Annotated in this window: 23 protein-coding genes; 7 read left to right on the forward strand and 16 right to left on the reverse strand. The window is 46.6% G+C overall.

Annotation, left to right across the window (positions count from 1 at the left end; genetic code table 11):
- Nucleotides 1–9: 9 nt before the first annotated feature.
- A complete protein-coding gene (gene ggt / locus AC1DPK_RS18470; RefSeq protein WP_477511260.1) occupies nucleotides 10–1,590 on the reverse strand; it encodes a gamma-glutamyltransferase in 1,581 nt (526 codons plus the stop codon).
- A 287-nt stretch (nucleotides 1,591–1,877) separates the two neighbouring features.
- On the opposite strand from ggt, the gene AC1DPK_RS18475 reads away from it, so the two are divergent.
- Genes AC1DPK_RS18475 through AC1DPK_RS18485 form a run of 3 tightly spaced genes read left to right on the forward strand, consistent with a single transcriptional unit; the run spans nucleotide 1,878 to nucleotide 3,498 of the window.
- Nucleotides 1,878–2,327 (forward strand): Lrp/AsnC family transcriptional regulator, encoded by a 450-nt coding sequence (locus AC1DPK_RS18475; RefSeq protein WP_339209783.1) that lies wholly within the window; start codon nucleotides 1,878–1,880, stop codon nucleotides 2,325–2,327.
- Nucleotides 2,328–2,966 carry a chromate transporter gene (locus tag AC1DPK_RS18480; RefSeq protein WP_441874629.1) on the forward strand — a complete coding sequence of 213 codons (639 nt, stop codon included), beginning with the start codon at nucleotides 2,328–2,330 and terminating at the stop codon, nucleotides 2,964–2,966.
- Nucleotides 2,953–3,498: a chromate transporter gene (locus tag AC1DPK_RS18485; RefSeq protein WP_441874628.1), complete on the forward strand. Its 546-nt coding sequence runs from the start codon at nucleotides 2,953–2,955 to the stop codon at nucleotides 3,496–3,498. Before AC1DPK_RS18480 ends, AC1DPK_RS18485 begins: the two co-directional genes overlap by 14 nt.
- 323 nt (nucleotides 3,499–3,821) lie before the next feature.
- Here the strand turns inward: AC1DPK_RS18485 and AC1DPK_RS18490 are convergent, their stop codons facing one another.
- From AC1DPK_RS18490 to AC1DPK_RS18510, 5 genes are all read right to left on the reverse strand, one after another.
- On the reverse strand, nucleotides 3,822–5,546 hold the full coding sequence (locus AC1DPK_RS18490; protein WP_441874627.1) for an ABC transporter ATP-binding protein: 1,725 nt from the start codon (nucleotides 5,544–5,546) through the stop codon (nucleotides 3,822–3,824).
- Complete coding sequence (locus AC1DPK_RS18495; protein ID WP_441874626.1) at nucleotides 5,543–6,412, reverse strand: ABC transporter ATP-binding protein; 870 nt, start codon at nucleotides 6,410–6,412, stop codon at nucleotides 5,543–5,545. The genes AC1DPK_RS18490 and AC1DPK_RS18495 overlap by 4 nt, the downstream gene beginning before the upstream one ends.
- A 9-nt stretch (nucleotides 6,413–6,421) precedes the next feature.
- Nucleotides 6,422–7,435: a FecCD family ABC transporter permease gene (locus AC1DPK_RS18500; protein WP_477511261.1), complete on the reverse strand. Its 1,014-nt coding sequence runs from the start codon at nucleotides 7,433–7,435 to the stop codon at nucleotides 6,422–6,424.
- Nucleotides 7,432–8,457, reverse strand: a complete 1,026-nt coding sequence (locus tag AC1DPK_RS18505; protein WP_441874833.1) for a FecCD family ABC transporter permease — start codon at nucleotides 8,455–8,457, stop codon at nucleotides 7,432–7,434. Before AC1DPK_RS18505 ends, AC1DPK_RS18500 begins: the two co-directional genes overlap by 4 nt.
- A 63-nt stretch (nucleotides 8,458–8,520) precedes the next feature.
- Complete coding sequence (locus AC1DPK_RS18510; RefSeq protein ID WP_477511262.1) at nucleotides 8,521–10,491, reverse strand: helix-turn-helix domain-containing protein; 1,971 nt, start codon at nucleotides 10,489–10,491, stop codon at nucleotides 8,521–8,523.
- Nucleotides 10,492–10,976: 485 nt separating this feature from the next.
- Between AC1DPK_RS18510 and AC1DPK_RS18515 the strand changes: the two genes are divergently transcribed.
- Nucleotides 10,977–11,147: a hypothetical protein gene (locus AC1DPK_RS18515; protein WP_339205489.1), complete on the forward strand. Its 171-nt coding sequence runs from the start codon at nucleotides 10,977–10,979 to the stop codon at nucleotides 11,145–11,147.
- 63 nt (nucleotides 11,148–11,210) lie between these two features.
- Here AC1DPK_RS18515 and AC1DPK_RS18520 read toward each other — a convergent pair whose 3' ends face one another.
- The gene (locus AC1DPK_RS18520) at nucleotides 11,211–11,486 is read right to left on the reverse strand and encodes a hypothetical protein (RefSeq protein WP_477511263.1); all 276 of its coding nucleotides are present in this window, start codon (nucleotides 11,484–11,486) and stop codon (nucleotides 11,211–11,213) included.
- A gap of 564 nt (nucleotides 11,487–12,050) precedes the next feature.
- Here AC1DPK_RS18520 and AC1DPK_RS18525 point away from each other — a divergent pair.
- A complete protein-coding gene (locus tag AC1DPK_RS18525) occupies nucleotides 12,051–12,593 on the forward strand; it encodes a DUF5673 domain-containing protein (RefSeq protein ID WP_441874622.1) in 543 nt (180 codons plus the stop codon).
- A gap of 91 nt (nucleotides 12,594–12,684) precedes the next feature.
- Here the strand turns inward: AC1DPK_RS18525 and AC1DPK_RS18530 are convergent, their stop codons facing one another.
- Genes AC1DPK_RS18530 through AC1DPK_RS18540 form a run of 3 tightly spaced genes read right to left on the reverse strand, consistent with a single transcriptional unit; the run spans nucleotide 12,685 to nucleotide 14,646 of the window.
- A complete protein-coding gene (locus AC1DPK_RS18530) occupies nucleotides 12,685–13,509 on the reverse strand; it encodes a sugar phosphate isomerase/epimerase family protein (protein ID WP_441874621.1) in 825 nt (274 codons plus the stop codon).
- 19 nt (nucleotides 13,510–13,528) lie between these two features.
- Nucleotides 13,529–14,353: a membrane protein insertase YidC gene (gene yidC, locus AC1DPK_RS18535; RefSeq protein WP_076266344.1), complete on the reverse strand. Its 825-nt coding sequence runs from the start codon at nucleotides 14,351–14,353 to the stop codon at nucleotides 13,529–13,531.
- On the reverse strand, nucleotides 14,323–14,646 hold the full coding sequence (locus tag AC1DPK_RS18540; RefSeq protein ID WP_076266345.1) for a hypothetical protein: 324 nt from the start codon (nucleotides 14,644–14,646) through the stop codon (nucleotides 14,323–14,325). Before AC1DPK_RS18540 ends, yidC begins: the two co-directional genes overlap by 31 nt.
- 363 nt (nucleotides 14,647–15,009) lie before the next feature.
- On the opposite strand from AC1DPK_RS18540, the gene AC1DPK_RS18545 reads away from it, so the two are divergent.
- Nucleotides 15,010–16,515 (forward strand): ABC transporter substrate-binding protein/permease, encoded by a 1,506-nt coding sequence (locus AC1DPK_RS18545; RefSeq protein WP_441874620.1) that lies wholly within the window; start codon nucleotides 15,010–15,012, stop codon nucleotides 16,513–16,515.
- On the forward strand, nucleotides 16,508–17,230 hold the full coding sequence (locus AC1DPK_RS18550) for an amino acid ABC transporter ATP-binding protein (RefSeq protein WP_430056719.1): 723 nt from the start codon (nucleotides 16,508–16,510) through the stop codon (nucleotides 17,228–17,230). Before AC1DPK_RS18545 ends, AC1DPK_RS18550 begins: the two co-directional genes overlap by 8 nt.
- An 88-nt stretch (nucleotides 17,231–17,318) precedes the next feature.
- On the opposite strand, the gene AC1DPK_RS18555 is transcribed toward AC1DPK_RS18550, so the two are convergent.
- From AC1DPK_RS18555 to AC1DPK_RS18580, 6 genes are all read right to left on the reverse strand, one after another.
- Nucleotides 17,319–18,422: a glycoside hydrolase family 88/105 protein gene (locus tag AC1DPK_RS18555; RefSeq protein ID WP_477511264.1), complete on the reverse strand. Its 1,104-nt coding sequence runs from the start codon at nucleotides 18,420–18,422 to the stop codon at nucleotides 17,319–17,321.
- A gap of 53 nt (nucleotides 18,423–18,475) precedes the next feature.
- Nucleotides 18,476–19,351: a carbohydrate ABC transporter permease gene (locus AC1DPK_RS18560; RefSeq protein WP_477511265.1), complete on the reverse strand. Its 876-nt coding sequence runs from the start codon at nucleotides 19,349–19,351 to the stop codon at nucleotides 18,476–18,478.
- Between the two features lie 63 nt (nucleotides 19,352–19,414).
- On the reverse strand, nucleotides 19,415–20,377 hold the full coding sequence (locus AC1DPK_RS18565) for an ABC transporter permease (RefSeq protein ID WP_441874618.1): 963 nt from the start codon (nucleotides 20,375–20,377) through the stop codon (nucleotides 19,415–19,417).
- A 71-nt stretch (nucleotides 20,378–20,448) separates the two neighbouring features.
- Nucleotides 20,449–22,008 (reverse strand): extracellular solute-binding protein, encoded by a 1,560-nt coding sequence (locus AC1DPK_RS18570; RefSeq protein ID WP_441874617.1) that lies wholly within the window; start codon nucleotides 22,006–22,008, stop codon nucleotides 20,449–20,451.
- A gap of 240 nt (nucleotides 22,009–22,248) precedes the next feature.
- Entirely contained in the window at nucleotides 22,249–22,434 is a 186-nt protein-coding gene (locus AC1DPK_RS18575) for a hypothetical protein (RefSeq protein WP_076266352.1), read from the reverse strand.
- Nucleotides 22,435–22,732: 298 nt separating this feature from the next.
- On the reverse strand, nucleotides 22,733–24,253 hold the full coding sequence (locus AC1DPK_RS18580; RefSeq protein WP_441874616.1) for an extracellular solute-binding protein: 1,521 nt from the start codon (nucleotides 24,251–24,253) through the stop codon (nucleotides 22,733–22,735).
- Nucleotides 24,254–24,265 lie beyond the last annotated feature (12 nt).

The following is a 24,265-nucleotide window of genomic DNA, read 5'->3' on the forward strand; positions in this document are numbered from 1 at the left end:
GCCTCCTCTTTACCATCCCATTGCTGCGCCATCGCAGCGCGGATCCGATCCGCCTTGCAGTAATCCTTGCTCATCTCGCATAATCGCATGAGCATGGCCCATAATGCCGTCGAAGTCCTTCACTTTCTTTACCGAGTGACCTGCCTGCGCCAGCGATGCTAGTACGTCTGCAGAAACACGTCCTTCTATTTTCAGCTCCTGCGTTGGCTCTCCCCACGTTCGGCCCCATACCCATCTAGGTTCATTTATCGCTTGCTGAGGATCCATGCCATAATCAATCATCCGGGTAAATATCGCCGTTTGCGTCTGAGGCTGGCCCTCGCCGCCTTGCGTGCCATACAGCACAGCAGGCTTGCCATCACGACATGCCATCGCTGGCATTAAGGTGTGGAATGTCCTTTTAGCTGGCTTCAGACTGTTTACATGATTCGGATCAAGCGAGAAAAACGAGCCGCGGTTTTGCAATAAAACACCCGTATTGCCCGCTACGACGCCCGATCCAAACTCGAAGTACAAGCTTTGAATGAAAGAGAGGGAATTCCCTTCCTCATCTACAACTGCTGCATAGGCGGTGTCGCTGCCCAGCATCTCTGATTTCTCGCATGAAGCATGATTTAACTCAATTGAAGCAGCTAGCGCTGCCGCATATTTTTTATCCAAGAGCCGCTCAAGCGGTATGCTCGTAAATGCAKGGTCTGATAAATATTTGTTCCGGTCATGGAAGCTTAGCTTTAGTGCCTCGACGCATAGATGATAATAATTATGGGAGCCATGTTCAATTTCACCGAGCTTAAACTGCTCTAGTATTTGAAGCGCCATAATAGCGGAGAAGCCTTGTGAATTGGGAGGCATCTGATGAAGCGTATATCCTCGGTAAGTGCCCTCAATCGGGAGCACCCAGTCGCCATGATGATCCGCAAAATCATCCTCGGCAAGCAGACCATTTTGTTTGCCCAAAAAACTCGTCATTTCCTTTGCAGTTTCGCCTTTATAAAACTCATCGCGCCCAAATTCAGCTAAACGGCGCAGCGTCTTCGCAAGCGCAGGCTGCTTAAATCGCTCGCCAACCTTAACCACCTGCCCGTTTGGCAAGTATATATCTGCTGTTTCGAGTGTTCTTGCAAGAACGATTTCATTATGAACCGTATTTTGATATTGATCATTCGACATAGGGAAGCCATTCGCGGCGTAATCAATAGCGGGTGCCAGCACCTGCGCCCAGTCCAGTCTGCCATACTCTCGGTGAACCGCATCCCAGCCATCTACCATGCCGGGCACCGTTACGATACTGCCAATGCCCCGATTCGGAATCGCCGCCAAGCCATCGTAAGCACTAATACTAGCTTTATAACCAGATCGGCCGCTGGCATTATAGCCGCGCACCTTTCCTTCACTATGATGATAGCCGAGCCAGAAGGAGTCTCCTCCAAGGCTTGTCATATGCGGATAAACGACGGCGAGACATGCGCTCACAGCGACAGCTGCATCGTAAGCATTCCCACCTTGCGCAAGCATACGAGCGCCAGCTGCAGTAGCTAAATAATGAGGGCTGACAACCATAGTTTTGGTTCCGATGACCGATTGATTCATATCTACCACCCCTAAAAATGGATATAACTCTAATCAAACTCGCAATTCATTATTAATATGTTAGATAATATAACATTGTGTATTCTTTTAAAATACCACCTCAGAGAATGATAGGCAATAAAAATGTAACTTCTTTTTATTAATTGTGTTGAAAACGAATGGTGATGTGTATATATTTATACATATGGTAATTAAAACTCGGTATTACAAGACACCTTGCAAAATAATGAAATAAAATTGGAGCTGATGAACAAGTGCAAGAAAAGCTTATTGATGAACCAAAAATCATGGAAATTGATGATATCGATCGTAAAATCATTGCTGAGCTCAATATTAATGGAAGAATATCTTACACAGACTTAGCGAAGGAGATTGGATTATCGCGAGTAGCTGTCCAATCTCGGATTAATGCGTTGATGGACGGCGGCGTCATCGAACGATTCACGGCCGTCATTAACCCTGAGCGAATCGGTATAAATGTATCGGCTTTTTTCAATGTAGAGGTAGAGCCTAAGCATCTGCACGCCGTTGCTGATCAGCTTTCGACAGAGCCGTTTGTCACAAGCCTCTACCATATGACTGGACCGAGTAAACTGCATATGCATGGTCTGTTTCGCAACAATCAGGAGATGGAGCATTTTCTCAAAGATAAGCTTTACACACTGCCCGGCATTATGAGCGTCGATTGTCAAGTGTTAATCAATCGTTACAAGAGTCGAATGGGAATGAGGCTGTAGATGATGGCTGGCAAAATAATGAATAACCGCTACATGCAGCTTTCATGGGCGATGATGAAGACAGGTATTCTTGGCTACGGGGGCGGCCCGTCCGTTATCCCGCTGATTCGATACGAGGCAGTTACGAACTATAAATGGATTGAAGATGAGGAATTTGGCGAAATTCTTGCGCTTGCTAATGCACTGCCAGGTCCGATCGCAACAAAGATTGCCGCCTATTTAGGGTATCGCGAAAAAGGTACTCTCGGTGCCATCGTGTCTGTTCTCGCCCATATCATCCCTTCTGCTGTTGCGATGATTCTGCTATTAACGACGGTTCAATTCCTCAGCAGCGCGGCCTTCATACAAGGTATGATCGGTGCGGTAACGCCTGTCATCGCTGTCATGCTTGGCATGATGGCCTATGAATTCGGAGAACGTGCCGTCAAAGGACTTGGCAAATACGTCGGTTTTGGCTTTTTTGCATTAGCATTTGGACTGCTGCAAGGCATTCATATTCATCCTGCTATCGTCATTCTTTTATTTCTTGGTTACGGTGCTTTTCATCTAAAAACAGTTGCAGCCCTTCAGCGCAAAAAAAAGCAGAAGCAACTCCGAAGCAGCCAGCAGAAGGAGGGCGTAACACGTGGAATGGATTAATTTAATTATCGGATTTTTTATTGCTAATGTGCTTGGCTACGGGGGCGGACCAGCCTCCATTCCGCTTATGTACAGGGAGATTGTAACGAATCATCAGTGGACGACACCAGTAGAATTCTCAAACATACTGGCGCTTGGCAATGCACTCCCAGGTCCGATTGCGACTAAAATTGCCGCCTTTGTCGGCTACGATGTCGGCGGCTGGATCGGCTTAATTGCCGCATTAGCTGCAACGATTGTTCCATCCGCTGTTGCGCTCATTCTACTTCTTAAGGTGCTGCAGAAGCATCGTCAATCGCCTGTAGTCAAAGGAATGACGCTGCTTGTACAGCCCGTAATTGCCATAATGATGCTGCTGCTTACATGGCAAATGGCTGAAAGCTCTATCGAATCGATCGGAATTGTGCAATCGCTCATTATTGCAGCAGTCGCTTTCTGGGCGATGCAGTTCCGCAAAATTCATCCTGCCATCGTCATCGTTATCGCATTCGCCTATGGCGGTCTTGTTATTCCTCATTTGAACGTACTATAAATAACTAATAGGGCGAATCCCAGTAGCAAATGTCTAGTGGGGTTCGCCCTATTTTTTCATGAATATAACGATTAATCAAAAAAGTTTATAACATGGGTGAGTGCTGCAGGAATAACAATCAGTTTATTTTTTTTATAGTTGATAGCAGAAGATAAATCTAAGAAGAGGAAAGAAAACCTGCGAAAAGCCTTATAAAATCAAGGTTTTTTGCGGGTTTTCATGTTTTTATCAAGCCCTGCTCCCTACCATTGACAAATGAACGGAGCGAACGCTCCAGGGAGGGAAAGGAATATGTCTATACAACTGTTAGCACCATAGTACATTCAAGAGGCTTGCGTCGCATACAATCGTGCATAAATCCCGCCACTTCGCAGCAGTTCCTTATGCGTACCCATCTCGGCAATCTCTGTACCCTCCAGCACGACGATCTGGTCGGCATGAAGGATCGTCGATAGCCGATGGGCAATTACCAGTGTTGTGCGATCCTTGGATATGTCGTCCAGCGCCTGCTGGATCTCTTGCTCGGTCTTGGTATCAAGCGCCGATGTCGCTTCATCCAGAATGAGGATCGGTGCATCGCGCAGAATCGCCCGTGCTATCGAGAGCCGTTGCTTCTGCCCTCCGGACAGACGCACACCGCGTTCACCAATTACCGTATCGTAGCCTTGCTCCATCTGTGCTATAAAATCATGCGCTTTAGCCGCTTTCGCTGCATCAATCACATCTTTCTGGGTCGCGTCCTTCCAGCCATAAGCGATATTGTCATACACCGAGCCATCAAACAAGAAGGTATCCTGCAGCACCATCGAGATATTGTCACGTAGGCTGGAGAGCGTCACATCACGAATATCGATGCCATCTACTCGAATCGAACCGGCCTTTGGATCGTAGAAACGGTTAACGAGACTGGCCAATGTCGACTTTCCTACGCCGGTTGTTCCTACAAGCGCCACGGTCTTTCCGGGTTCAATAGTGAGGTTCAGCCTCTCTAGTACAGGCGCACCATCTTGATAAGCGAATGAGACATTTTGAAAGGATATCTGTCCTTGTACACGAGGCAAACGAACTGCGTTTCGCTTCTCCTGTATGTCTTCCTCTTCTTCCAGCACATCATATACCCGTTTAAGACCAGCGGCGGCTCGCCCTCCCATTTCTACCAAGCCGGAAAAGGACTTTACCGGTTGATAAAACATACCCAGGTAGGCGATGAATCCGATGATATCAGCAATGCTTACCTCGCCTGTTGCCATCAGTCTGCCGCCCATTATCACAATAAACACGGTACCCAGCGCGGTCACAAATGCCAACAACGGTACAGAGGTTTCATAGAACAGACTAGCGCGCAAATAGGCCTTAGTATTTTTCATAGCCAGACGAGAAACGTTGCCCCGCTCCTCCTCCTGCCGATTGAAAATTTGGATTTCCTTCATGCCCGACAAGTTTTCCTGAACCTTGCCAGCAATTTCTCCCCGCGCCTTGGAATTCTCTCCCCACAGCGGCGACAAGCGCTTGCTTTGCCATATCGTGATCGCAAGCAGCAACGGAATCGTGATTAGACTGATCAGTGCCAGTTTCACATTGATCGTCAAGAGCAAGATGCCTACTCCGATAAAAGTCAGTACGTTGATGATAAATTCAGGAATAGCATGGGCAATGAAAATTTCCGCTTCCATCGCATCATTAACAACGCGCCCGGTCAAGTCACCCGTCCGGCTTCGATGGAAATAGCGCAAGCTCATCTGCTGATATTTGCTATACAATCTTGTTCTTAAATCCGCCACATAATGAAGTGCGGCATAATGGTTCATATAACCTGCCAGTGATGTTCCGATGGCTTGCAGACAGGTGGCTCCAAGCAGCAACAAACCAATCGTCAGCGCTTCTGAGGCAAACTGACTGCTACCTTCAGTCGCCAATTGTGTCAACGAGCGGAGCGCCCAGGGTAAATAAAACCCTGCCATTGTAGCCGTTAAGACACCGGCAAATCCAATGCCTAACTGTAACCAGTATTTCCGGGCGCCCAGTAGGACACGCCATGCGATTTTCATGTGGCAATTGCCTCCTTCTGTTCCTTAGCTCTTAGGAGTGCTTCATCTGCTCCTTGATCCGCTCCTTGTTCTCTACGTTTATCACGCAATAGCTCGTACGTCACATACACCGGTCGCCCCGTTCGTGGTTCCAGCATAATCTCGGCATCAATGGCAAACACCTCACGCAGTGTCCGTACCGTCATTACGCGCTCTGGCGAGCCATGCTCCACCACCTGGCCCTCACGAATCGCTACCATATAATCGGAGAAGCGCGCTGCCAGATTCAGGTCATGCAGCACCATCACAATCGTCACCTGCTGACTGCGATTCAGTTCATAGAGCAGCTCCAGCACTTCAAGCTGATGCGCCAAGTCCAGATAAGTGGTGGGTTCATCCAACAGGATCAGATCGGTCTGCTGGGCGAGCGCCATCGCAATCCATACGCGCTGACGCTGACCGCCAGAGAGCGTATCGACCTCACGATGCTCAAGCACTGTAAGTTGTGTAACCGATAGGGCCCAAGCGACTACTTGCTTATCCTCTTTGGAAAGCTTGCCAAAGCCCCGTTGATGAGGAAAGCGCCCATAGGCGACTAATTGACCGACTGTCAAACCGCTCGGTGCGGTCGGCGTCTGCGGCAGAATCGCCATCTGCTTGGCTACTTCCTTGGTGGACAGTGTGTGGATATCGGCACCATTCAAATAAACCGTGCCATGTTTCGTCTTGAGCAGCCGACCGACTGCCTTTAGTACGGTTGATTTGCCGCATCCATTGGGACCAATAATCGAGGTAATCTGTCCACGCGGAATCTGCAAATCCAGTTCTTTTACGATAAGTGTATCATTATAGGCAATATCGATTTGTTGCGCTGTAATACATTCCATGGCGTCCTCCTAATTGGCCTTCGCTAGTAAATAAAGAAAGTAAGGAACACTGATGACCGTAATAACGATTCCCGTCGGCACATCTCCCCCAAGACTAACCGTGCGCGTAATCGTGTCAGCCAGAACCACGACTAATCCCCCGGTCAGACTGGCAGCCGGAACGAGCAATTTGTGATCGGGCCCGACCAGTTTTCTTGCCATATGCGGTGCGATCAAGCCAACGAAGAAGAAGCTTCCACCCACGGCCACACTGCCAGAGGATAAAGCAACAGCAGCGATCGACAACCCCAAAAACTGCCGCTTCACGGCAAGGCCCAGCCCTTGTGCCGTCTGATTGCCCAGATAGAGGGTGTTCAGCATGCGAGCCTTATAGAAAATATAGCCGAGTAAAATCAAGACCCATGGTGCTAGTATGGAAATATAGCGCCAATCATCGCCCCACAAGCTTCCCGCCATCCAGTGCAGCATGAAGTTCATCTGCGAATCATCCAGCTTGAGCGTCAGGAAGGTGGTCAGCGCCCCATACCCGCTTCCGAGCGCGACACCGGTTAAAATCAAACCGATTGGCGAGATGTCTCGCCCACGGCGATACGATAATAAGAAGATCAATCCTGCCGCCAACAGTCCCCCAACAAAGGCCAGCAATGGCAGGGCAATAAAGGCGCTCTTTCCTGTCGATGCAATGAATACGACGAAGAATAGGACAAACAAACCCGATCCCGAACTAATTCCAAGTGTCCCCGGACTAGCCATGTCATTGCGCAGCAAACTCTGCATCACGACCCCAGACGCTCCCATCCCCAGACCTACCAAGATCGACAGTACAATTCGTGGCAGGCGAAAATCGAACACGATCAGATTTTGCTTGTCGGTACCGTTTCCCAGAAGAACGTTCAGCACTTCTAGCGGCGAAAGATTCATTTTGCCAGAATTCACGCTAAGGACAGCAAACATAAGGATGAGCACCAAGAGCACTACATTGACGATGATGCCCCGTTGCACCGTATAACGCTGCTTGATCATTCAAATTCCCTCCTTTGCCTGCGAGCCAGGAAGAGAAAGTACGGTACACCAATGATAGAAAATATAATGCCAATCGGTGTTTCGAAAGGCTTATTGATCAATCGGCCAACCAGATCGGCCGATACGGTCAGCAACGCACCATATAGCGCAGCAGCAGGAATAATATACCGATAGTCGACACCGACCATGTATCGTACAATATGCGGGGTAATCAGACCAACAAAACCAACAGGGCCAACCATGACAACTGCCAATCCAGTCAGCACGAGCACGATAATCGTCGATAGACCCTTGACCAATCCGCTGCGAATACCGAGTCCACTTGCCACATCATCCCCCAAACTGAGCAGTGTAACGGAAGGAGACAGCGCCAGCGCCAGCAGTACGCCACCAACAAATAGCGGTGAAATAATCAGCAATTCCCCCCACTTAGTCCCCGCTGTACTGCCTGCCGTCCAAAATGCTAATGCTCGACCAAGGTTATAATTAATCGCTAAATACTGACTGAGTGCACCAAACAGCATGGATATGGAGAGTCCTGCCAGAACCAACCGCTGAGGCGTCATTCCGCGCTTGCCCAGTGAAGCGAAAAAATAGGTCATCCCGGTCGCAAGCGCTGCACCCAGACAAGCAAACAGCATCATCAGCCCATACGAATAACCCGGCAGAAAGGCCAGGCAAAGTGCAATCGCGAATGCTGCCCCAGAGCTGATTCCCATCAGCCCAGAGTCGGCCAGCGGATTGCGCGTCGTCCCCTGCATAATAGCCCCGCATACCGCAAGGCTGCACCCGACAATCAGATCGGCTACGGTACGAGGAAGACGTAGGGTTTGAATAATTTGATGCTCAGTCAGAGTTGGATCAAATCGGAAAATAGCCTCCCATGCAGTCGCTAACCTCATGTCGGCGGCACCGAAGCTAATCGATGCCGCCGACATGAGAACCGTTAATCCAAGCCCTACCACCATGTACATGGTGAAGTTTATTGCTCCACGGCGTTTTTGTTCAGGCTTGTTTTTCATCATGTGTTCCTTTCCTCACCTAATGACAATCTAGTTTGAAACATTGCTCTTATATTAAAAACCTTATTTAGCTAATTTCAGCAATTGATTTACAATATGATCGATCAATGCACTGGAAGTCATTATATCCGTGGACCAAGATAGCGATGTACCCACCTTTACGATATGATTGTTCTGCACAGCAGGTAGTGATTTCCAAACCGCATTATCAGCAGGTATTTCCGTATCTCCTATGGAGATCAGATAATCCCCTATGTAAGCGTCCAAGACCTCCATAGAGATATCTCCCCAATATCTATCAGTGTCAATAATATCAGTTTGAACTTTTGACGGTGCCTGCATTTGAAGTTCATTATAAACAAGCTCGCCAACCGCATGCTTGGCTCCAGCAACGTAGTTACTTTTATCACTGAATTCTCCCATCGTAATCGTCACGTCTGAAAGACCTGCATTCTGAAGGGCTAGCTTCGCCTCTTCGATTTTTCCGGCATAAGCATTCAAAACAGCCTTAGCCTCTTCCTGCTTATTCAAAACATCACCAATAAAATTTATCCGCTCTTCTGTAGTCATATCACCATAAGGGACATAAATTGTCGGGGCAATTTTGGATAAATCTTCATAATTTTCATCACCCCATGCTAAAATGATTAGATCAGGCTCAAGAGTCATGACATCTTCCGGCTCCGCTTTTATATTAATGGCGTCTTTAATCTGGTTAGCAAACACAGGTTCCGTCTCGCCCCTTGCCGCTCTTGCCACACCTAGAGGAGTTACACCTAGGGCCACCACATCACCCACCAAATAATCGACTACAACACGCTGAGGGTTGCTAGGCACCTCAACATCACCCTTTACTGTAGATATCGTTCTGGTCTGCGAGACTGCTTCTGAAGCTTTCGTCTCCGAGACTTCCGATTGTGTCGTCTGTTGTGTCTGTGCAGGCGCTTGATTCACCGTTCCTCCGTTATTCGCTGGCGTCCCCGATGTACATGCCGACAACAACAGCATCAAGCTCATTGCCGCCGCCAAAATCATTTCTTTACTTCTTACTTGTCCAAACATGGTTGATTCCCCTTCTCTATAAGACTTGACTAGATTCGCTAGTTCCATCTTATTGTAATGAAGATGAGAATCGTTATCAATACCATCAACCTGCATGGATAGTGCGTTTATTTTCCGATAATCACTTGGCGTCATCTTGTAATACTTCTTAAACATCCGAAACAGGTTTTTCTCATCTGCAAAACCAGATCCTGTTGCGATCTCTTTAATGGTTGCTTCTGTATGCTTCAAGTCATGACACGCAGCTTCAATCCTTCTCTGAATGAGATACTCCTGTAAGCTCATCCCTTCCTTCTTTTTAAACAGCCGCGTCAATTGCCCACCACTAATGCCAAACATATCGGCAATCTCTTGAAACATAATCGGCTCTCTGTAATGTTTATCAAGATATATCTTGGCAGAACAGGCTGGATCTGGCTGGAGATACCTAATCTCACCACCCTCAAAATCTCTGTACACCCCATGAATCAGTTGAAATAGAAAACTTTTGGCCTGCAGCTGATCCATCGCCTTACCGCGGTTCCAGCCATTCATCATCTGTTGAAACCAATCGAGCAGCAAGATGGGATTACTTGGCGTATAACCAAACTGTTGAATAAATGGATTCACTTGCTCCAGTAATTGCTGCAGATACTTATTGAAAAAAAGAGGTAATTCTGCTTTATAAAACATCATAAAGGTCTTCACATTTCCCCCTTTAGGCGAAATACTGAGCAGGCTCCCCTTCCCGCCGTGAACTAAACCGAAGCGCTCCATTCCAAATGTAGTTTCATTCAGTTGAATTTCCGCTTCTCCTCCACATGCATAGATAAACATGCTACTAGGCATTTTATACTGCTCTAACGGGTATTGGGGCTCTATATTCTGAAAGCGTACATCTATTAATGTAATGACCGAACGTGTCCAAATACGGGCCATCGTATCGATCATCTCTGGTGTATATACCTGGCTTGCTTCTGCTTCTTCCTGCATCTATCCGAGCTCCCTTATTTCACTTTTTTCTAATTTACTTACCGCTAATAATTGATTTTGATTATCAATATCATTTGTGTTAGATAAGTATATCATCATTAATTGACATTGGGGAGCAGGCAACGGACGTTATGCTTTTCTTCATCCTTTTAGCAGTAGTGTGCGCTAGACACGTTTGAGAGAAATATTTACTTCGTAGGATACAATCCCCTTATAACGTTACTGACGTAATTGGCACACGAGTGGTAAAAGGGCAACTAAAACAAGCAAATTTCCCAAAAAAATATCTCTTCAGCTTAAAGCCCTTGGTGGTCGGTTTATTCAAGCATAAATTCTCACAATTCCCACTTCATTCAGCGAACTGCATAAGTCATAGTTAGCACTATATAAATTATAAAATTTAGTGTATTATACCAAATATGACCAAAATATGATGTCTAGTGATTTGACCGATTGGAGACTACTCTTCAAGAAAGGATATATAAATGAAAAAAATATTTGAATTCGCCTATTACGGTGGATTGGCTGGATTTATTATTATGCGTATTTTTTTATACGACTACAAGGGCATCATGTTCGCTTTTGCTGGATTAGGTTTGATAGGATTTATAGGCAAAAAAATCATTAAATCCAAACAAGCTTCTATCAGCAGTTAGGACTGCAAAAAAACCTCCAGCTACGTTTCGGTAGACTAGAGGTTTTCTTAAAAATCTAAATTATCATCCCTTATGATTGCTCGATAACGCGAACCGCAATACTCTGCTAATTGTCGCTGGCAGCACACTGACATGACTCTCATCACAAAATTTCACCATTTCAGAATAAAAGCCTTTTTCCGCAAGGGGCAGCAGCCGCTCAGCAAGCTGTTCTGCATCCTTCACCATAGCGGGAAGCTCGTCTGCACCAATAGTGAGCATCAACCTCGGTAGATTGCCCTCTTTTATGAAACTCTTCTCAAAAGCTTCGGCTTCCTCCAGCACAGCAAGCAGCGTCACAACATCATTGATGATTTTTCCATAAGCAATCAGTCTGCTTACCCATCCATATTTTATGGCTCACAATGTGCCTCCCTTGGCTCTGTAGTAAGGTTTACTCATCATTTAATTTTTCTTTCGATATTTTCTTCTTCATCATAGTATATTTTCAAAAATAGTTACAATAAATCCCTATTCCATTCTTACATATTTGAGGATTTCAAATCAATTTTCAATTAAGCCAACATAAAAATACCGTTAACCTGGAAGTGATAAGGCTACGGCATTTTCTGCACTATTTATTTCTTTTTTAGATTCCACCGATAAACAGTTGTTAGCGTTTAGTTAATGCACGCAAAACCTCTTTCGGAAATTACCAAACTATATTTCGTTGCTTGCGCTCTTTTAAATCAAATATAATTTAAATGAAATAGGAATTTAGTCCCTTGGTACAAAAGTATTGTTATCCCTATAATCAATGGAAGAGTAACAATTCTTATTCAACTGCTCTCAGTACCTCCTCTACCTTATCGGATATATCCCTTTATACTAACAACTACAGCAAATATACGAGGAGCGACCGAATTGCACATCGATTTTTTGTTTACATTATTATTGAACATCCTCAGCTGCTTGATCCTCATTTGGTCCTTCTACAATGAGCATAAACAATTTCGGATATTTAAAAAATCCAAAAAAAATGTTCAGGTATATAATCCATCTTTCCTTATTCCCGACAAAAAATTCACTCTCACAGTGCTGTCGTATGTAGTTATCGTTACGACCTTATGGATACTGCTTATCTTTGGTTTAACGGATATCGTTTATAAGCACTGGTTTGCGTATGTTTTTCCCATTATGCTCACCACCATATTCTCTGGCGGTAAAATCAATTATTCAATTGGTGAAGATGGCGTGTACCATGCAAAAACAGTCATTCCTTGGGAGGATGTTGTTTATTATCAATTGACGGAAACAGATCCTTTTCATACGAAATTTTCACTCGACATCCACACAAAACATCAGGTTTTTCGCGGAGTAGTTCATGCCGATTCCAAAAAAAAATTACTTGTGCTGCTTCGAAATGTTCCGACTTCAGGTAATGTAGATGAAATTCCAACTGAATAGGACGGGCTAAACCGTCTTTTCCAATATAAAAAAACAAAAACAGCAGCCCTCGGGAGTCCCATGGTCTACTGTTTTTTTTGCGTTTAAGCCCTTATACCCGCGCACGAATTCCATCTATATAAGCCTTTGACTCCGCCATCTGATGCTCTTTCGCTTCTTCCATGATGATGTGTACATGCGGCTTATATTGATTCAAAAGCTTCATATACAGCTCATAATTCATCTGTCCGAGGCCAGCAGTTACGGTAGCCAGTTCGCCACTCCCGAGCAGCATGCGATCCTTCGCATGAGCCGCAATAATACGATCACCGAGCAGTTCGAACGCTTGCCCAATGACCTCATCCTGCCTCGTAAAATTAGAAGATGTCAGCAGATTGCCAGGATCAATAACGACACCGATATTGGAGGAAGGAACCTCCCCCAGCATCCGAGCCAGCTCAGGAGCCGTTCCAATCAAATGGTCGTTTGCCGCCTCTAGACCGACAAAGACGCCCCACTTCTCAGCTTCCTCTACTAACTCCTCTAATGTCACCTTCATCACGGACCAATCTCGGTCAGTGTAGTCTCCACCTTCATTCCGTCCCGTTTCCGCAGCTACCATTGGCGCTCCGAAATACTTCGCATAGCGCAGCAGCTCCTTAAAGCGATTCACATTGGCACGGCGCAGCTGCTCGTCACGTTCAAATAAATGAACATAGCAGCCAAGCACTGAAATCGAAACGCCATGCTTATCGAACTGCTCGCCGATTGCATTCGCAAGACCTGGGCTTAAGTTCCCAGGCTTGCTGAAATCGACATCGCTAATCGCCTTCCACAAAGCTAGCTGCACATGGCTGAAGCCGCTCTCCGCAACCTTAGGAGCAAGCTCCTTGTACGGCAAGCTTCCGAATAAATGAGCGAGTACACCGACTGACATCTGATCGTCTCCTTCAAGTTTAGGCGCTGCCCTCGAGTGCGACATCCACCTTCGGCGCGTACACTTTTTTGGCTAAATAAGATTGCGCAATCATGAACAACCCACCTGTTACCCAGTAAAGTGAGATAGCTGCCGGTGCCGATAGAGCGAATACGCCCATCAGTATCGGAGACAGGTAACCCATGAAAGCCATCTGCTTCTGTTGTGCAGCATTCGCATTGGGCTGCGTCGTCTGCGAAACCTTGAATTGTACAAAATAAACGAGCGCTGCGATAATCGGCAGCACAATATCCGGCGAGCCTAGCTTAAACCAAAGAAACGAATGATCTGCCAGCTCTGGCGTAAGCTTGATTGCGGAATATAGACCCATCAATATCGGCATCTGAATGAGCATTGGCAAACACCCGATAGCGAGCGGATTCACTTGGTGCTTCTGGTAAAGCTGCATCGTTTCCTGCTGCAGCTTCTGCTTGGATGCTGCATCTGATTTGTTTTTGTACTTATCTTGGAGCTGCTTGAGCTCCGGCTGAAGGATAGCCATCTTTGTTTTCATCTGGTTCTGAGATCTATACTGGCGCATCATGAGCGGCAATAGAACAAGTCTGATCATAAGTGTAATGCCAATAATCGCAAAACCGTAATTTCCGCCAAACATATCAGCCAGATATTGAAGCACCGCTGATAATGGGTAAATGACATAGTGGTTAAAAATACCCGGTGTATTTCCATCAATCGTACCACTAGCCGTACTACAGCCGCTTACTAGAAGCAGCCCTGCCAGCATCAAACCGGCCATTAATACACGTCCGTATTTTAAAGAAGTGAATACATTGTTCGTTTGCATAAAAATCCTCCTCGTTTGTTTGAAAATAGCTGAACAAACGAGTTGGAACAGTCTGCTATGTCATCATCTGGCGATTCTTTCCGCTTTACCTTGCGAACTAACCAATGATGCAGCGGTATTGAACGAATCAATACCTGCGGCAGCAAACTATACATTATACTTACAACCTGATTCCGTTCCCAGTACTCATAGGCACCAGAATGCAGATGCGAAGCGTAAGCATACGCTAATGAACAAAGTAGGCTGATTGAAATGAGATACGGTATGATGTCATGCAGTTCAAGCTCGAACAATGTACTCACCTCCCTTCATCTAAAAATAGTTTTCTTTCTATCTGGATATTATAACAGTAATTCTGATCAAATGACGACTGTCAAAATCTCGAATATGCAAACAAAAATGGCAGGCACTAATTTCTTCAATAAATGCAGTCTTTTCGCATAAATTATTCAGCATAAATATAAGTGGGTACTAATAAATATGCTGAAATTTTCACAAAAGTGGCCCATTGGTTATTTACAAAGGATAGTGAACACCATATAATTTCTAATGTTACAGGCGCATACGGCTGAAACGGAGCTATTTTATCATATACACTCATCTCGTGATGACAGATAAGCCTGTTAAACCTATCAACTTAGAAGAAAGAGGACACCATGAATCGAAAAAAGCTCAAAGTCATTTATTTATCGCTTATCGTCTTTACGGTTCTGCTAATCGGACTTGGACAAGCCTTCCCTATGGGGAAAAGCAGCGCTTATTCCGTTAGTGCAGAGAGTGCATCAAGCACTCCAGTTAATGGTCAAAAAAAGAAACTCATAATGGGCACATCCGCCGATTATCCACCTTACGAAAGCGTCGATGCCAAAAACAACGGCGAATTCGTTGGATTAGATATCGATATAGCCAAGTATATCACTAGTCAGCTCGGATACGAACTGGAAATCACACACATGGATTTCAATGGGCTTGTTGCTGCGCTTCAGACCGGCCGAGTCGACTTCGTCATGTCCGCAATGTCCGCCACGGATGAGCGCAGGCAAAATGTCGATTTCTCTGATACGTATTACGCTGCCCGCAATACGATTGTCTCAAAGAAGTCTGCACCGCTCGAAACAGAAGCTTCTTTATCGGGTAAACTAGTCGCGACGCAGCTTGGCTCCACACAGGATCTTTACGCAGAAACGATTGAAGGAGCCACGCTTAAGAAGCTTAATAAGATTCCAGATCTTATTCAAGAGCTGAACTCCGGACGTGTCGATGCGGCTATCGTAGAAGACGCTGTCGCCATTGAGATGACCAACCTTAACCCGGGTTTGGCGATGCATTTCCTGCCAGCTGAATCGGCGGAAAATGGTTATGCCATTGCATTTCCTAAGAAGTCCACTATTGTGAACGAGTTTAACGGTGTCCTCTCAAAAATGAAGGACGACGGCAAGCTCGATGAAATCGTGCAGAAATGGTTTACTGCTGAGAAGGAACAATCCAACTCTCTGCTTAATTTGAACATCGACTTCAGTATACTGAAGGGATACACTCCTTATATTCTAAAGGGTGTATATGTCACGCTGCTCTTCACCCTTGTCTCCGCATTGTTCGGACTTGTGTGGGGTACAGTGTTGTCCCTATTCAAAATATCCGGCATTAAGCCGCTTGAGTGGTTCGCAACCGCTTATACATCTATATTCCGCGGCACGCCTCTGCTTGTACAACTGACCATTATTTATTATGCAACGCCGCAGCTATTCAATTACGATATACCTGCGTTAATGGCTGCCGGCCTTGCCTTCGGACTCAATTCAGCTGCCTATTTGTCAGAAACGATCCGCGGCGGCATAATGGCCGTGGACAAAGGGCAGCGCGAAGCTGCCATTGCACTCGGCATTCCGTACCGGAAGATGATGCTTCGCATTATATTCCCGCAGGCGCTTCGTAATATTTTGCCGGCGCTCGTGAACGAATGTGTTGCTTTGCTTAAGGAATCGTCACTCGTATCTGTCATTGGGGTATCCGATTTGATGCGCCGTGCAGATGTAGTACGCTCCACTGAGTTCCGCTCCATTGAAGTGTTATTATTTATAGCTGCAATCTATTACGTGCTTGTGCTTGTCTTAACATCCTTTGCTCGAATGCTTGAAAGGAGGCTGCGCCGCAGTGATTAATGTAACCGACTTAACTAAAACCTTCGGCAAAAACCAAGTGCTAAAAGGTATTACAACAACCGTTGAAAAAGGAGAGGTTGTTGCTCTAATCGGACCATCCGGCTCAGGGAAATCCACCTTTCTACGTTGTTTAAATATGCTGGAGACGCCAACTTCCGGCGAAATTACAATAGATGGAACAGCCATTACCGACCCCAAAACAAATATTGCCCGCGTGCGGCAGCGGATCGGCATGGTATTCCAGCACTTTCACCTATTTCCGCATATGACCGTGATCGACAATATTACGTTTGCTCCGATTCAGGTCAAAGGAGTATCGCAGCAGGAAGCCCGTAAGAAAGCGATGGAGCTGCTAGCTCGCGTAGGTCTCTCGGACAAAGCAGATAGTTATCCATCCCGCTTATCCGGCGGACAGAAGCAGCGCGTTGCGATCGCAAGAAGCTTAGCGATGGAGCCCGACATCCTGCTGTTCGATGAGCCAACCTCTGCGCTTGATCCTGAGATGGTCAAAGAGGTGCTTAATGTTATTCGCAGCCTTGCCGACAGCGGCATGACGATGCTTATTGTTACGCATGAAATGAAGTTTGCCCGTGAAGCTGCGGACACGATTTATTTCCTAGATAACGGCAAGCTTGTTGAAAAAACGAAGCCTGAGCAGTTTTTCACTAAGCCGCAAAGCGAGAGAGCTGCACGTTTCCTGGAGCAGGTGCTTTAAATTAGCTTATTAAGGATAACAGGTGCTAAGCGCACATTTAAACAAAGCTCTGCGGCTCATTCTGCCGCAGAGCTTTCTCTTTTATACGCTACTCCTTCCGATCAACAMGCGACTCCATCTCAACACATGCCATAATGAAAGCCCCGACGCCGTGCAGATCGTTCTGGCTCGTTGGGCGCGTGACGTAGTTTTCATAGTCGCCAGCCGAGGTGCCGATGCAAATATCCGGCAGGATGAAACGTCCCTGCTCGTCAGACTGCACCACTYGAACAAGCCCTTCAAACCCGCGCCTTGCCGCATCCAAGCACTCATCTCCTACAAGGCCAAGCTTGTAGGCTCTTGCTAGCGTATAAACGAACAAACAAGTACAAGAAGTTTCCAGCCAATTATCAGCCAAATGGCCTTTGTCCACGACCTGATACCAGAGTCCGCTCTCTCCATCCTGATACTTAATCAGCGACTGAGAGAAATCAGCCAGCACGGCTTCCAGCTCAGCACGTCCCGCTTCGCCTTCCGCTATTTCATCAAGAAACTGAGCGACTGCAAGACCATACCAGCCAAGTGACCGACCCCAAAACTCTGGCGAACAGCCGGTCTCAGGATCTGCCCAAGGCATCTGCTTGCTCTCATCCCAAGCGTGATAGAGCAGCCCCGTCTTCTCATCCCTCATATAGCGTCGCATCAGCTGCTCTTGATGCAGAACCATATCGCGCAGCGCTATTTCTCCGTAKGCGTTCGCATATTTTAGCGCAAATACTCCGCCCATATACAAGCCGTCCAGCCACATATTGTAGGCATATTTATCCTTGTGCCAAAAGCCGCCCTCCGAGGTGCGGTGCAGCGTGTCGAACAGGCTGCGCAGCTTATCGGCTGCGATTCGGTATTTGCGCTCATCGCCTTGATCATCTAAACGGAACAATAACAGCCCCACTTGGATAGCATCCAGCTCGTCACGGGCAAAATCAAAGTTGCCGCATTCATCCACCAGCTTGTCTACGTAGCGCTTAATATAAGCAGCGTAACGTTCATCCCCCTCCGCTTGCCACAGCATCTCCATCCCGCAAAGAAACACGCCTTGGTGATAATGCCAGCGGCCAGCAGGAGGAAGCTTTTCTGGCAAATAGGTGTCCATTAATGAATCACAAGCGGCTCTCGCCCAATCGATAGGTGTCAATTTCACATCATTTCGCATCCAAACAGTACTCCTCTCCATTTTCCACTGTTACAGTTCAAGCTCAAACAACATCAACCTTTAATCGAGCCCAGCATCGCACCCTTAGCGAAATGCTTTTGCAAAAACGGATATACGATCAGAATAGGCAGCGTCGCTACAACAATGACAGCCATCTTCACCGTCTGATCCGGCGGCGGAACTGCTGCATCCAGGTCAGAGCTGTAGTCTAGGCCGCTAGCCAGCACGACGATTTGGCGGAGCAGCACCTGAATCGGCCACTTGGCGCTGTCATCCAAGTACAGAATCGCACTGAGATACGTATTCCAATAGGTGACCGCGTAAAATAATGAAATGGTAGCGATCGCGGGCATCGATAGCGGAAGCACGATACGGAACAAGATGCCGAAGTCGTTGCAGCCGTCGATTTTGGCCGATTCCTCAAGCCCTTCGGGTATATTTTGAAAAAAGTTTTTCAAAATAATAAGGTTGAACGCGCTGATTGCCGACGGGATAATGAGCGCTGCATAGCTGTCGATCAGCCCCATCTCGCGCACAACAAGAAATGTCGGAATGAGCCCTCCGCTGAACAGCATCGTAAATACAACGAGAAACATAATTCCCTTGCGTCCRTCGAGATCTCTTCGCGACAAGCCATAGGCCATCAACGCTGTTGTGAACATGCTGAACAGGGTGCCGACGATCGTAACGCCGGTCGATACCGTCATGGCACGAAAAATCGTATTGGTCGAGAAAATGAATTTATAGGCATCAAAGCTCCAAATCGTTGGCACGAGGATGAACTTCTTCATCGCCATCTCGGCGCTTGTGCTGAATGATCCGGCAACAACATGCAGAAACGGAAGCACCGTAACGAGCGCGATAATGGCAAGGAGCGTGAAGTTCACAATGGAAAATAGCCGCCCGCTAAACGTTTTATCCTCTACCATGCTGAATCCTCCTTAAGTTTTTGTAGTGAAGCTTCTGGCGACTTAACCTTCGAGCGCCTTATCCTAATAGATGCCTTCCTCGCCCATCTTCTTCGCGAGCCTATTGGCCGTCATTACAAGCACAAGCCCGATAAAGGATTTGAAGAAGCCAATCGCCGTGCTGTAGCTGAATTTCCCCTGTCTAAGTCCAGCCGTATAGACATAGGTATCGATAATCTCAGCAACCTCACGATTCATCGAGTTCAGCAGCAGGTACACATGCTCGAACCCAAGCTCAAGCACATCGCCGATCTTTAGAATGAGCAAAATAATAATAACGCTACGAATGGCAGGCAGCGTAATATGCCATACCTGTCTAAGCCGGCCCGCTCCATCCATCCGTGCTGCCTCATAGAGGCCAGGATCGACGGAGGCGATGGCCGCCAAATATATGATCGTTCCCCAACCCGCTTCCCGCCAGATCACCTGAATGATATAGGTTGGTCTGAACCACTCGGGACTGAGCAGGAAATTGACTTTTTCGAATCCAAAGTACTCAAGCAGCTCGTTCACAATACCGCCGTCCGACGTTAGCATGACGAAGCTGATCGACACAATAATGACCCAAGACATAAAATGCGGCAAATACACAAGCGTCTGAAACGTCCGTTTGAAAAAAGAGAATCGAACCTCGTTCAGCATAAGCGCCAGCAGGATCGGGATCGGAAAATAAAATAATAAATTCATGCCAAACAGCAGCAGTGTATTCGTTAAAATGTTCAAAAAATCAGGCTCGGTGAACAAACGTTCAAAATGCTTGAAGCCCACCCATTCACTCCCGCCAATACCCTTGAACGGCTTATAGTCTTGAAAGGCAATAGCAAGCCCAAACATCGGAATATATTTAAAAATAATGAAGAAAAGTACGCCCGGCAGCAGCATGACATAGAGCCATTTGTTTTTCCAAAGCCGCTTCTTAAGCTCGCTCGTTCTAGGCTGAGGTACCCTTGCCAGTTGAACCGCGTTTTCCTGATGAGCTTCTTGCATATGGGTTCTTCCTTTCCACGGGAGGTTATAGAGACTGCTCGAGCATGCGAGCAGCCTCTATGGGCTATTCTTTATTTTTTGTAAGCAGCATTGTATTCCTCGATAATCTGAGCCCCGCCGCGCTTCTTCCAATCCTCAACCGCTTTGTCGAATCCAGCCTTATCAATCGATCCATAAATATATTTGTAAGTGGCATCCTTTATAATTTCCTGAAGCTCCGTGCCCTTCTCGGTATACGTTTTCGAATCAAGCGGCGCAGTAGGATCGGCAATGGCGATCTTCTCGTTCTCGATAATGAGCTGCTCCGCATGAATTCTCGCCGGAAGCTCGTGGAAACCATCGTACATACCGTTTGTTTCCGGCTCACCAATAACGCTGTCCTTAAAGCCTTTGACCTCGCGCTCCGTCAGCTCTTTATCTGCCGATGCTTTTGCCTTGCCATCCACTACCGTATAATGAGTGCCTTCAATGCCCCAGAACATCATGTTCGCCACTTCCGGCGTCATCAGCTTATCGAAGTAAGCCAAAATCTTCTTCAGCTCGGCTTCATCTTTAATCGCAGATTTCGGGAATAACGCTACGTTGTTGTAGCCCGGAATGGACCATGATGCCAGCTTCCCGTCTGGTCCAGCAATCATGCTGTGTGTATCAACGACTGCGGTCGGCACGTTTTTAACAAGGTCCTTCACTAGTGAGTCCACATCCTGCATGGAGCCGATGTATACGCCTGCCTTGCCGCTCGTGAACATATTGACTTGATCTGTTTTGCTTGTCGCTGCAAAGTCTACGTTCATCGCTTTGGCGTCGCGAATTTTTTTGATAAAATCCATCGTGGCTGCATATTCAGGCGTCGTAAACTCTGGAACAAGCTGGCCGTCCCGCTCACCCCAGTTGTTCGGCGTGCCGAACCATGCGGAGGCCGTTTTGAACGCACCATATACGAGATCGTTCCGGTCAGCTAAACCAATCGTGTCCGGCTTGTTGTTGCCATCCGGGTCGCCTGTCGTAAATTTCTCCATCATCGCAAACAGCTCATCCACGTTAGCAGGTGCGGCGAGGCCAAGCTTATCTGCCCAGTCCTTGCGATAAATAATGCCTTGGCGAGCCAGCGGTCTGCCGATGTATAGCGAATATAGCTTGCCATCCACTTTTGTATTGTTCAAAATCTCTTCCTTCAGCTTGCTCAGGTTAGGAAACTCGCTGAAATAAGGGCCAATTTCCCAAAACTGACCGTCTCTGATCGCTTCCTTCATTTGAACGAAGGTCGCTTGGTTCTTCAAATAAGTAACCTGCGGCAGCGAACCCGTCGCAAAGGATGCGTTCAGCTTCTCCTCATACGTGTCTGCCGGAAAAAATTGATACGTTAGTTTTGTGTTCGTCAGCTTCTCCAGCTCGTTTTTGATTGTATCTGGCGGTGTCTCTGCGATGTTAAGAGGCAGCATGATCGTAATTTCAGTCGGCTTCTCCGGCTCTGCCGGTTTGTCTGTCTCTTCCGTCTTTGCTGCGCTGTCATTGGTTGCTGCTGGCGGCGTACTATTTTTTCCGTTATTGCTGCCGCTTGAGCAAGCTGCGAGCAATAAACTAAATGTTAAAACTACGCCCATCAGAATCGAAAACGATTTTTTCTTCATACAGCGTTGACCTCCATATATCGTTTTGGTTGCTACCTCTTCAAGCTACCACCTGGAAGAAGAGTGCCGAAACAATCATTTGTTCATATGGCATATCGTTTTAGAGGCATCTGAGCTAATGATTATTGCCGCTTCTGGTGACACTTTTGACTAAATACCGCAACACAAAAAGGGTGAAGATCGCTCTTCACCCTCAAATCATGTAGTTTATATGAAATGGCACTTATTTCATGGCGCCCTTTACTTCCAAGCAGAAACCTTGATCTTCTTATATTTGTTCACGAATCTTCTCTCCAGCTTCTTAAAAAAACCTTGGGTCTTTTTCTCTTCTTGTATGTTGCGCAGACCTCGTATAAGCAGCTGGTATCTCCATTCGTTATCATATCCGAGTTTATGTACTTCTTGGAAAAAATCAGGTTTCATCATACGTCACACTCCATGTCGTCTTATTCACTTCTGCCAATACTTAAGCAGATTCTTATTATATACTGCTGTTCTATGCAATTTCTAAACAATTTACGGGATTTTTCGACAATAATATATCTTTTTTATTTTAAAATCGATATTTATACCTAGTTCTTTGTGCTCATATGAATTCACTTCTATTTTTTATAAGCAAAAAAATAGCAGCCACGCAGGGAATAAATAACCTGCTTAGCTGCTCTATAAATAATGATATTGCCTACTTCTCTTTTAATATGCTGTTACTTGGAATCCGGCCCGCTCATTGCTTCTTGAAATATGCATCCGTATACTCGCTAATCATTAAGCTGCCTCCGCTGCGCTTCCAGCGTTCGACCTCCTGATAAAATCCTTCCATACTAATCTGTCCGAGAATATATTTGTATGTCGCGTCGGAAATGATTTTGTACAGCTCCATGCTCTTCTCATCGTAAGTCTTCGATTCAAGGCCAATAACCTTATCCGTCACGAGAAACTTATCGTTATCTGCGCTGAGACGCTCCGCCATCTCCCACATCGTTTCTTTCTCTGCTACCTTAAGTACATTCGGATTGCTTAGATCGGCAATCATAAGCGGATAAAGCGCGTTGACCTCTGTTACGCGCAGCTGCGACGTCTCTTCAGGCAGTTGAACCTCTTCACCCTCCATAAGATAGTGCTTGCCTTCTATCCCATACCGCATAAGATTGGCAACATCCTTATCCATCGTACGGTCGAAGAACGCAAGCTGCTCCAGCAGCTCCTCCTCCGTCCGAATCGCCTTTTTGGAAAATAAATATAGCCCGTTATAATTCGGAATCGACCAGACACGATACCCTTCCGGTCCTTGAATGCGATTCACCAAGGTGAAGCGCGCAGCAGGATTGATCTGCTTCGCTTCATCCGAGAGCCGCTGCACGTCGGTCATGCTGCCGATATATACGCCTGCTGCACCTCGTATAATGTTAGCCCGCTGCATCTCCTTGCTCGTTACCGCAAAATCCGCGTTAATGAGCTGCTCATCATACAACTTCTTCATGAAATTCATCGTATCCATGTAGGCTGCCGTTTCGAACTCTGGAACTACCTTCTTATCGACGATACCCCAGTTGTTCGGCGTGCCGAAATAAGAGCTCAGCGTCTTAAAGGCCCCAAATACCAAATCATTACGGTCAGCCAGCCCGACGGTATCCTTTATCCCATTGCGGTCCGGGTCACCGAGCGTAAACTGCCGAATGACCTCATACAGCTCCTCAATCGTTCCCGGCTTGTCCAGCTTGAGATTATCCAGCCAGTCTTCCCTTATAATAACGCCTTGTCTAGACGATGGCCGCTCCGTGTAAAGCCCGTATATGCCGCCATCTATTGCGGATTGCCCCAAAATGCCGCTATTCAAATGCCTTAAATTCGGGAACCGCTCCAAATAAGGGCCGATCTCCCAGAATGAGCCCGAGCGAATGGCATTTTTCACAAAAATATAATCGGTATGCTTCACGAAAGTCGCCTTCTTCAGCGAATTTGTGGAGAGGGCTGTGTTCATTTTATCTGTGTAGATGCCGTCCGGTACCCAGTTAATATCAAGCTTCACATTTGTTAAATCCTCGATGAGCGCAATGATCTCTTCACTTGGCGGATGGGGAAAGTGCAGCGGTGCCATAATGGAGATCGTCGTTTTTGTGTTTGCGTCTTTTCGCTCATTTGGAGCAGAAGATGCGGTGCATGAAGCGCAAATGAAAAGGATAAGCAGCACGATAAAAAAGCGACAGCCTGCGCGTACTCCTATGTTCCGTGAATGGATTACCACCTTAATCCCCCT

It is taken from the genome of Paenibacillus sp. 01T424, assembly GCF_056398745.1.

Bases quoted from the DNA above. Each gene is read 5' to 3' on its own strand.
- AC1DPK_RS18490 (WP_441874627.1), bottom strand. From the start codon at position 5,546: ATGAAAATCGCATGGCGTGTCCTACTGGGCGCCCGGAAATACTGGTTA.
- AC1DPK_RS18480 (WP_441874629.1), top strand. From the start codon at position 2,328: ATGATGGCTGGCAAAATAATGAATAACCGCTACATGCAGCTTTCATGG.
- AC1DPK_RS18510 (WP_477511262.1), bottom strand. From the start codon at position 10,491: ATGCAGGAAGAAGCAGAAGCAAGCCAGGTATATACACCAGAGATGATC.
- AC1DPK_RS18505 (WP_441874833.1), bottom strand. From the start codon at position 8,457: ATGAAAAACAAGCCTGAACAAAAACGCCGTGGAGCAATAAACTTCACC.
- AC1DPK_RS18570 (WP_441874617.1), bottom strand. From the start codon at position 22,008: ATGAAGAAAAAATCGTTTTCGATTCTGATGGGCGTAGTTTTAACATTT.
- AC1DPK_RS18575 (WP_076266352.1), bottom strand. From the start codon at position 22,434: ATGATGAAACCTGATTTTTTCCAAGAAGTACATAAACTCGGATATGAT.
- AC1DPK_RS18495 (WP_441874626.1), bottom strand. From the start codon at position 6,412: ATGGAATGTATTACAGCGCAACAAATCGATATTGCCTATAATGATACA.
- AC1DPK_RS18515 (WP_339205489.1), top strand. From the start codon at position 10,977: ATGAAAAAAATATTTGAATTCGCCTATTACGGTGGATTGGCTGGATTT.
- AC1DPK_RS18500 (WP_477511261.1), bottom strand. From the start codon at position 7,435: ATGATCAAGCAGCGTTATACGGTGCAACGGGGCATCATCGTCAATGTA.
- AC1DPK_RS18565 (WP_441874618.1), bottom strand. From the start codon at position 20,377: ATGCAAGAAGCTCATCAGGAAAACGCGGTTCAACTGGCAAGGGTACCT.
- AC1DPK_RS18530 (WP_441874621.1), bottom strand. From the start codon at position 13,509: ATGTCAGTCGGTGTACTCGCTCATTTATTCGGAAGCTTGCCGTACAAG.
- AC1DPK_RS18475 (WP_339209783.1), top strand. From the start codon at position 1,878: ATGGAAATTGATGATATCGATCGTAAAATCATTGCTGAGCTCAATATT.
- yidC (WP_076266344.1), bottom strand. From the start codon at position 14,353: ATGCAAACGAACAATGTATTCACTTCTTTAAAATACGGACGTGTATTA.
- AC1DPK_RS18545 (WP_441874620.1), top strand. From the start codon at position 15,010: ATGAATCGAAAAAAGCTCAAAGTCATTTATTTATCGCTTATCGTCTTT.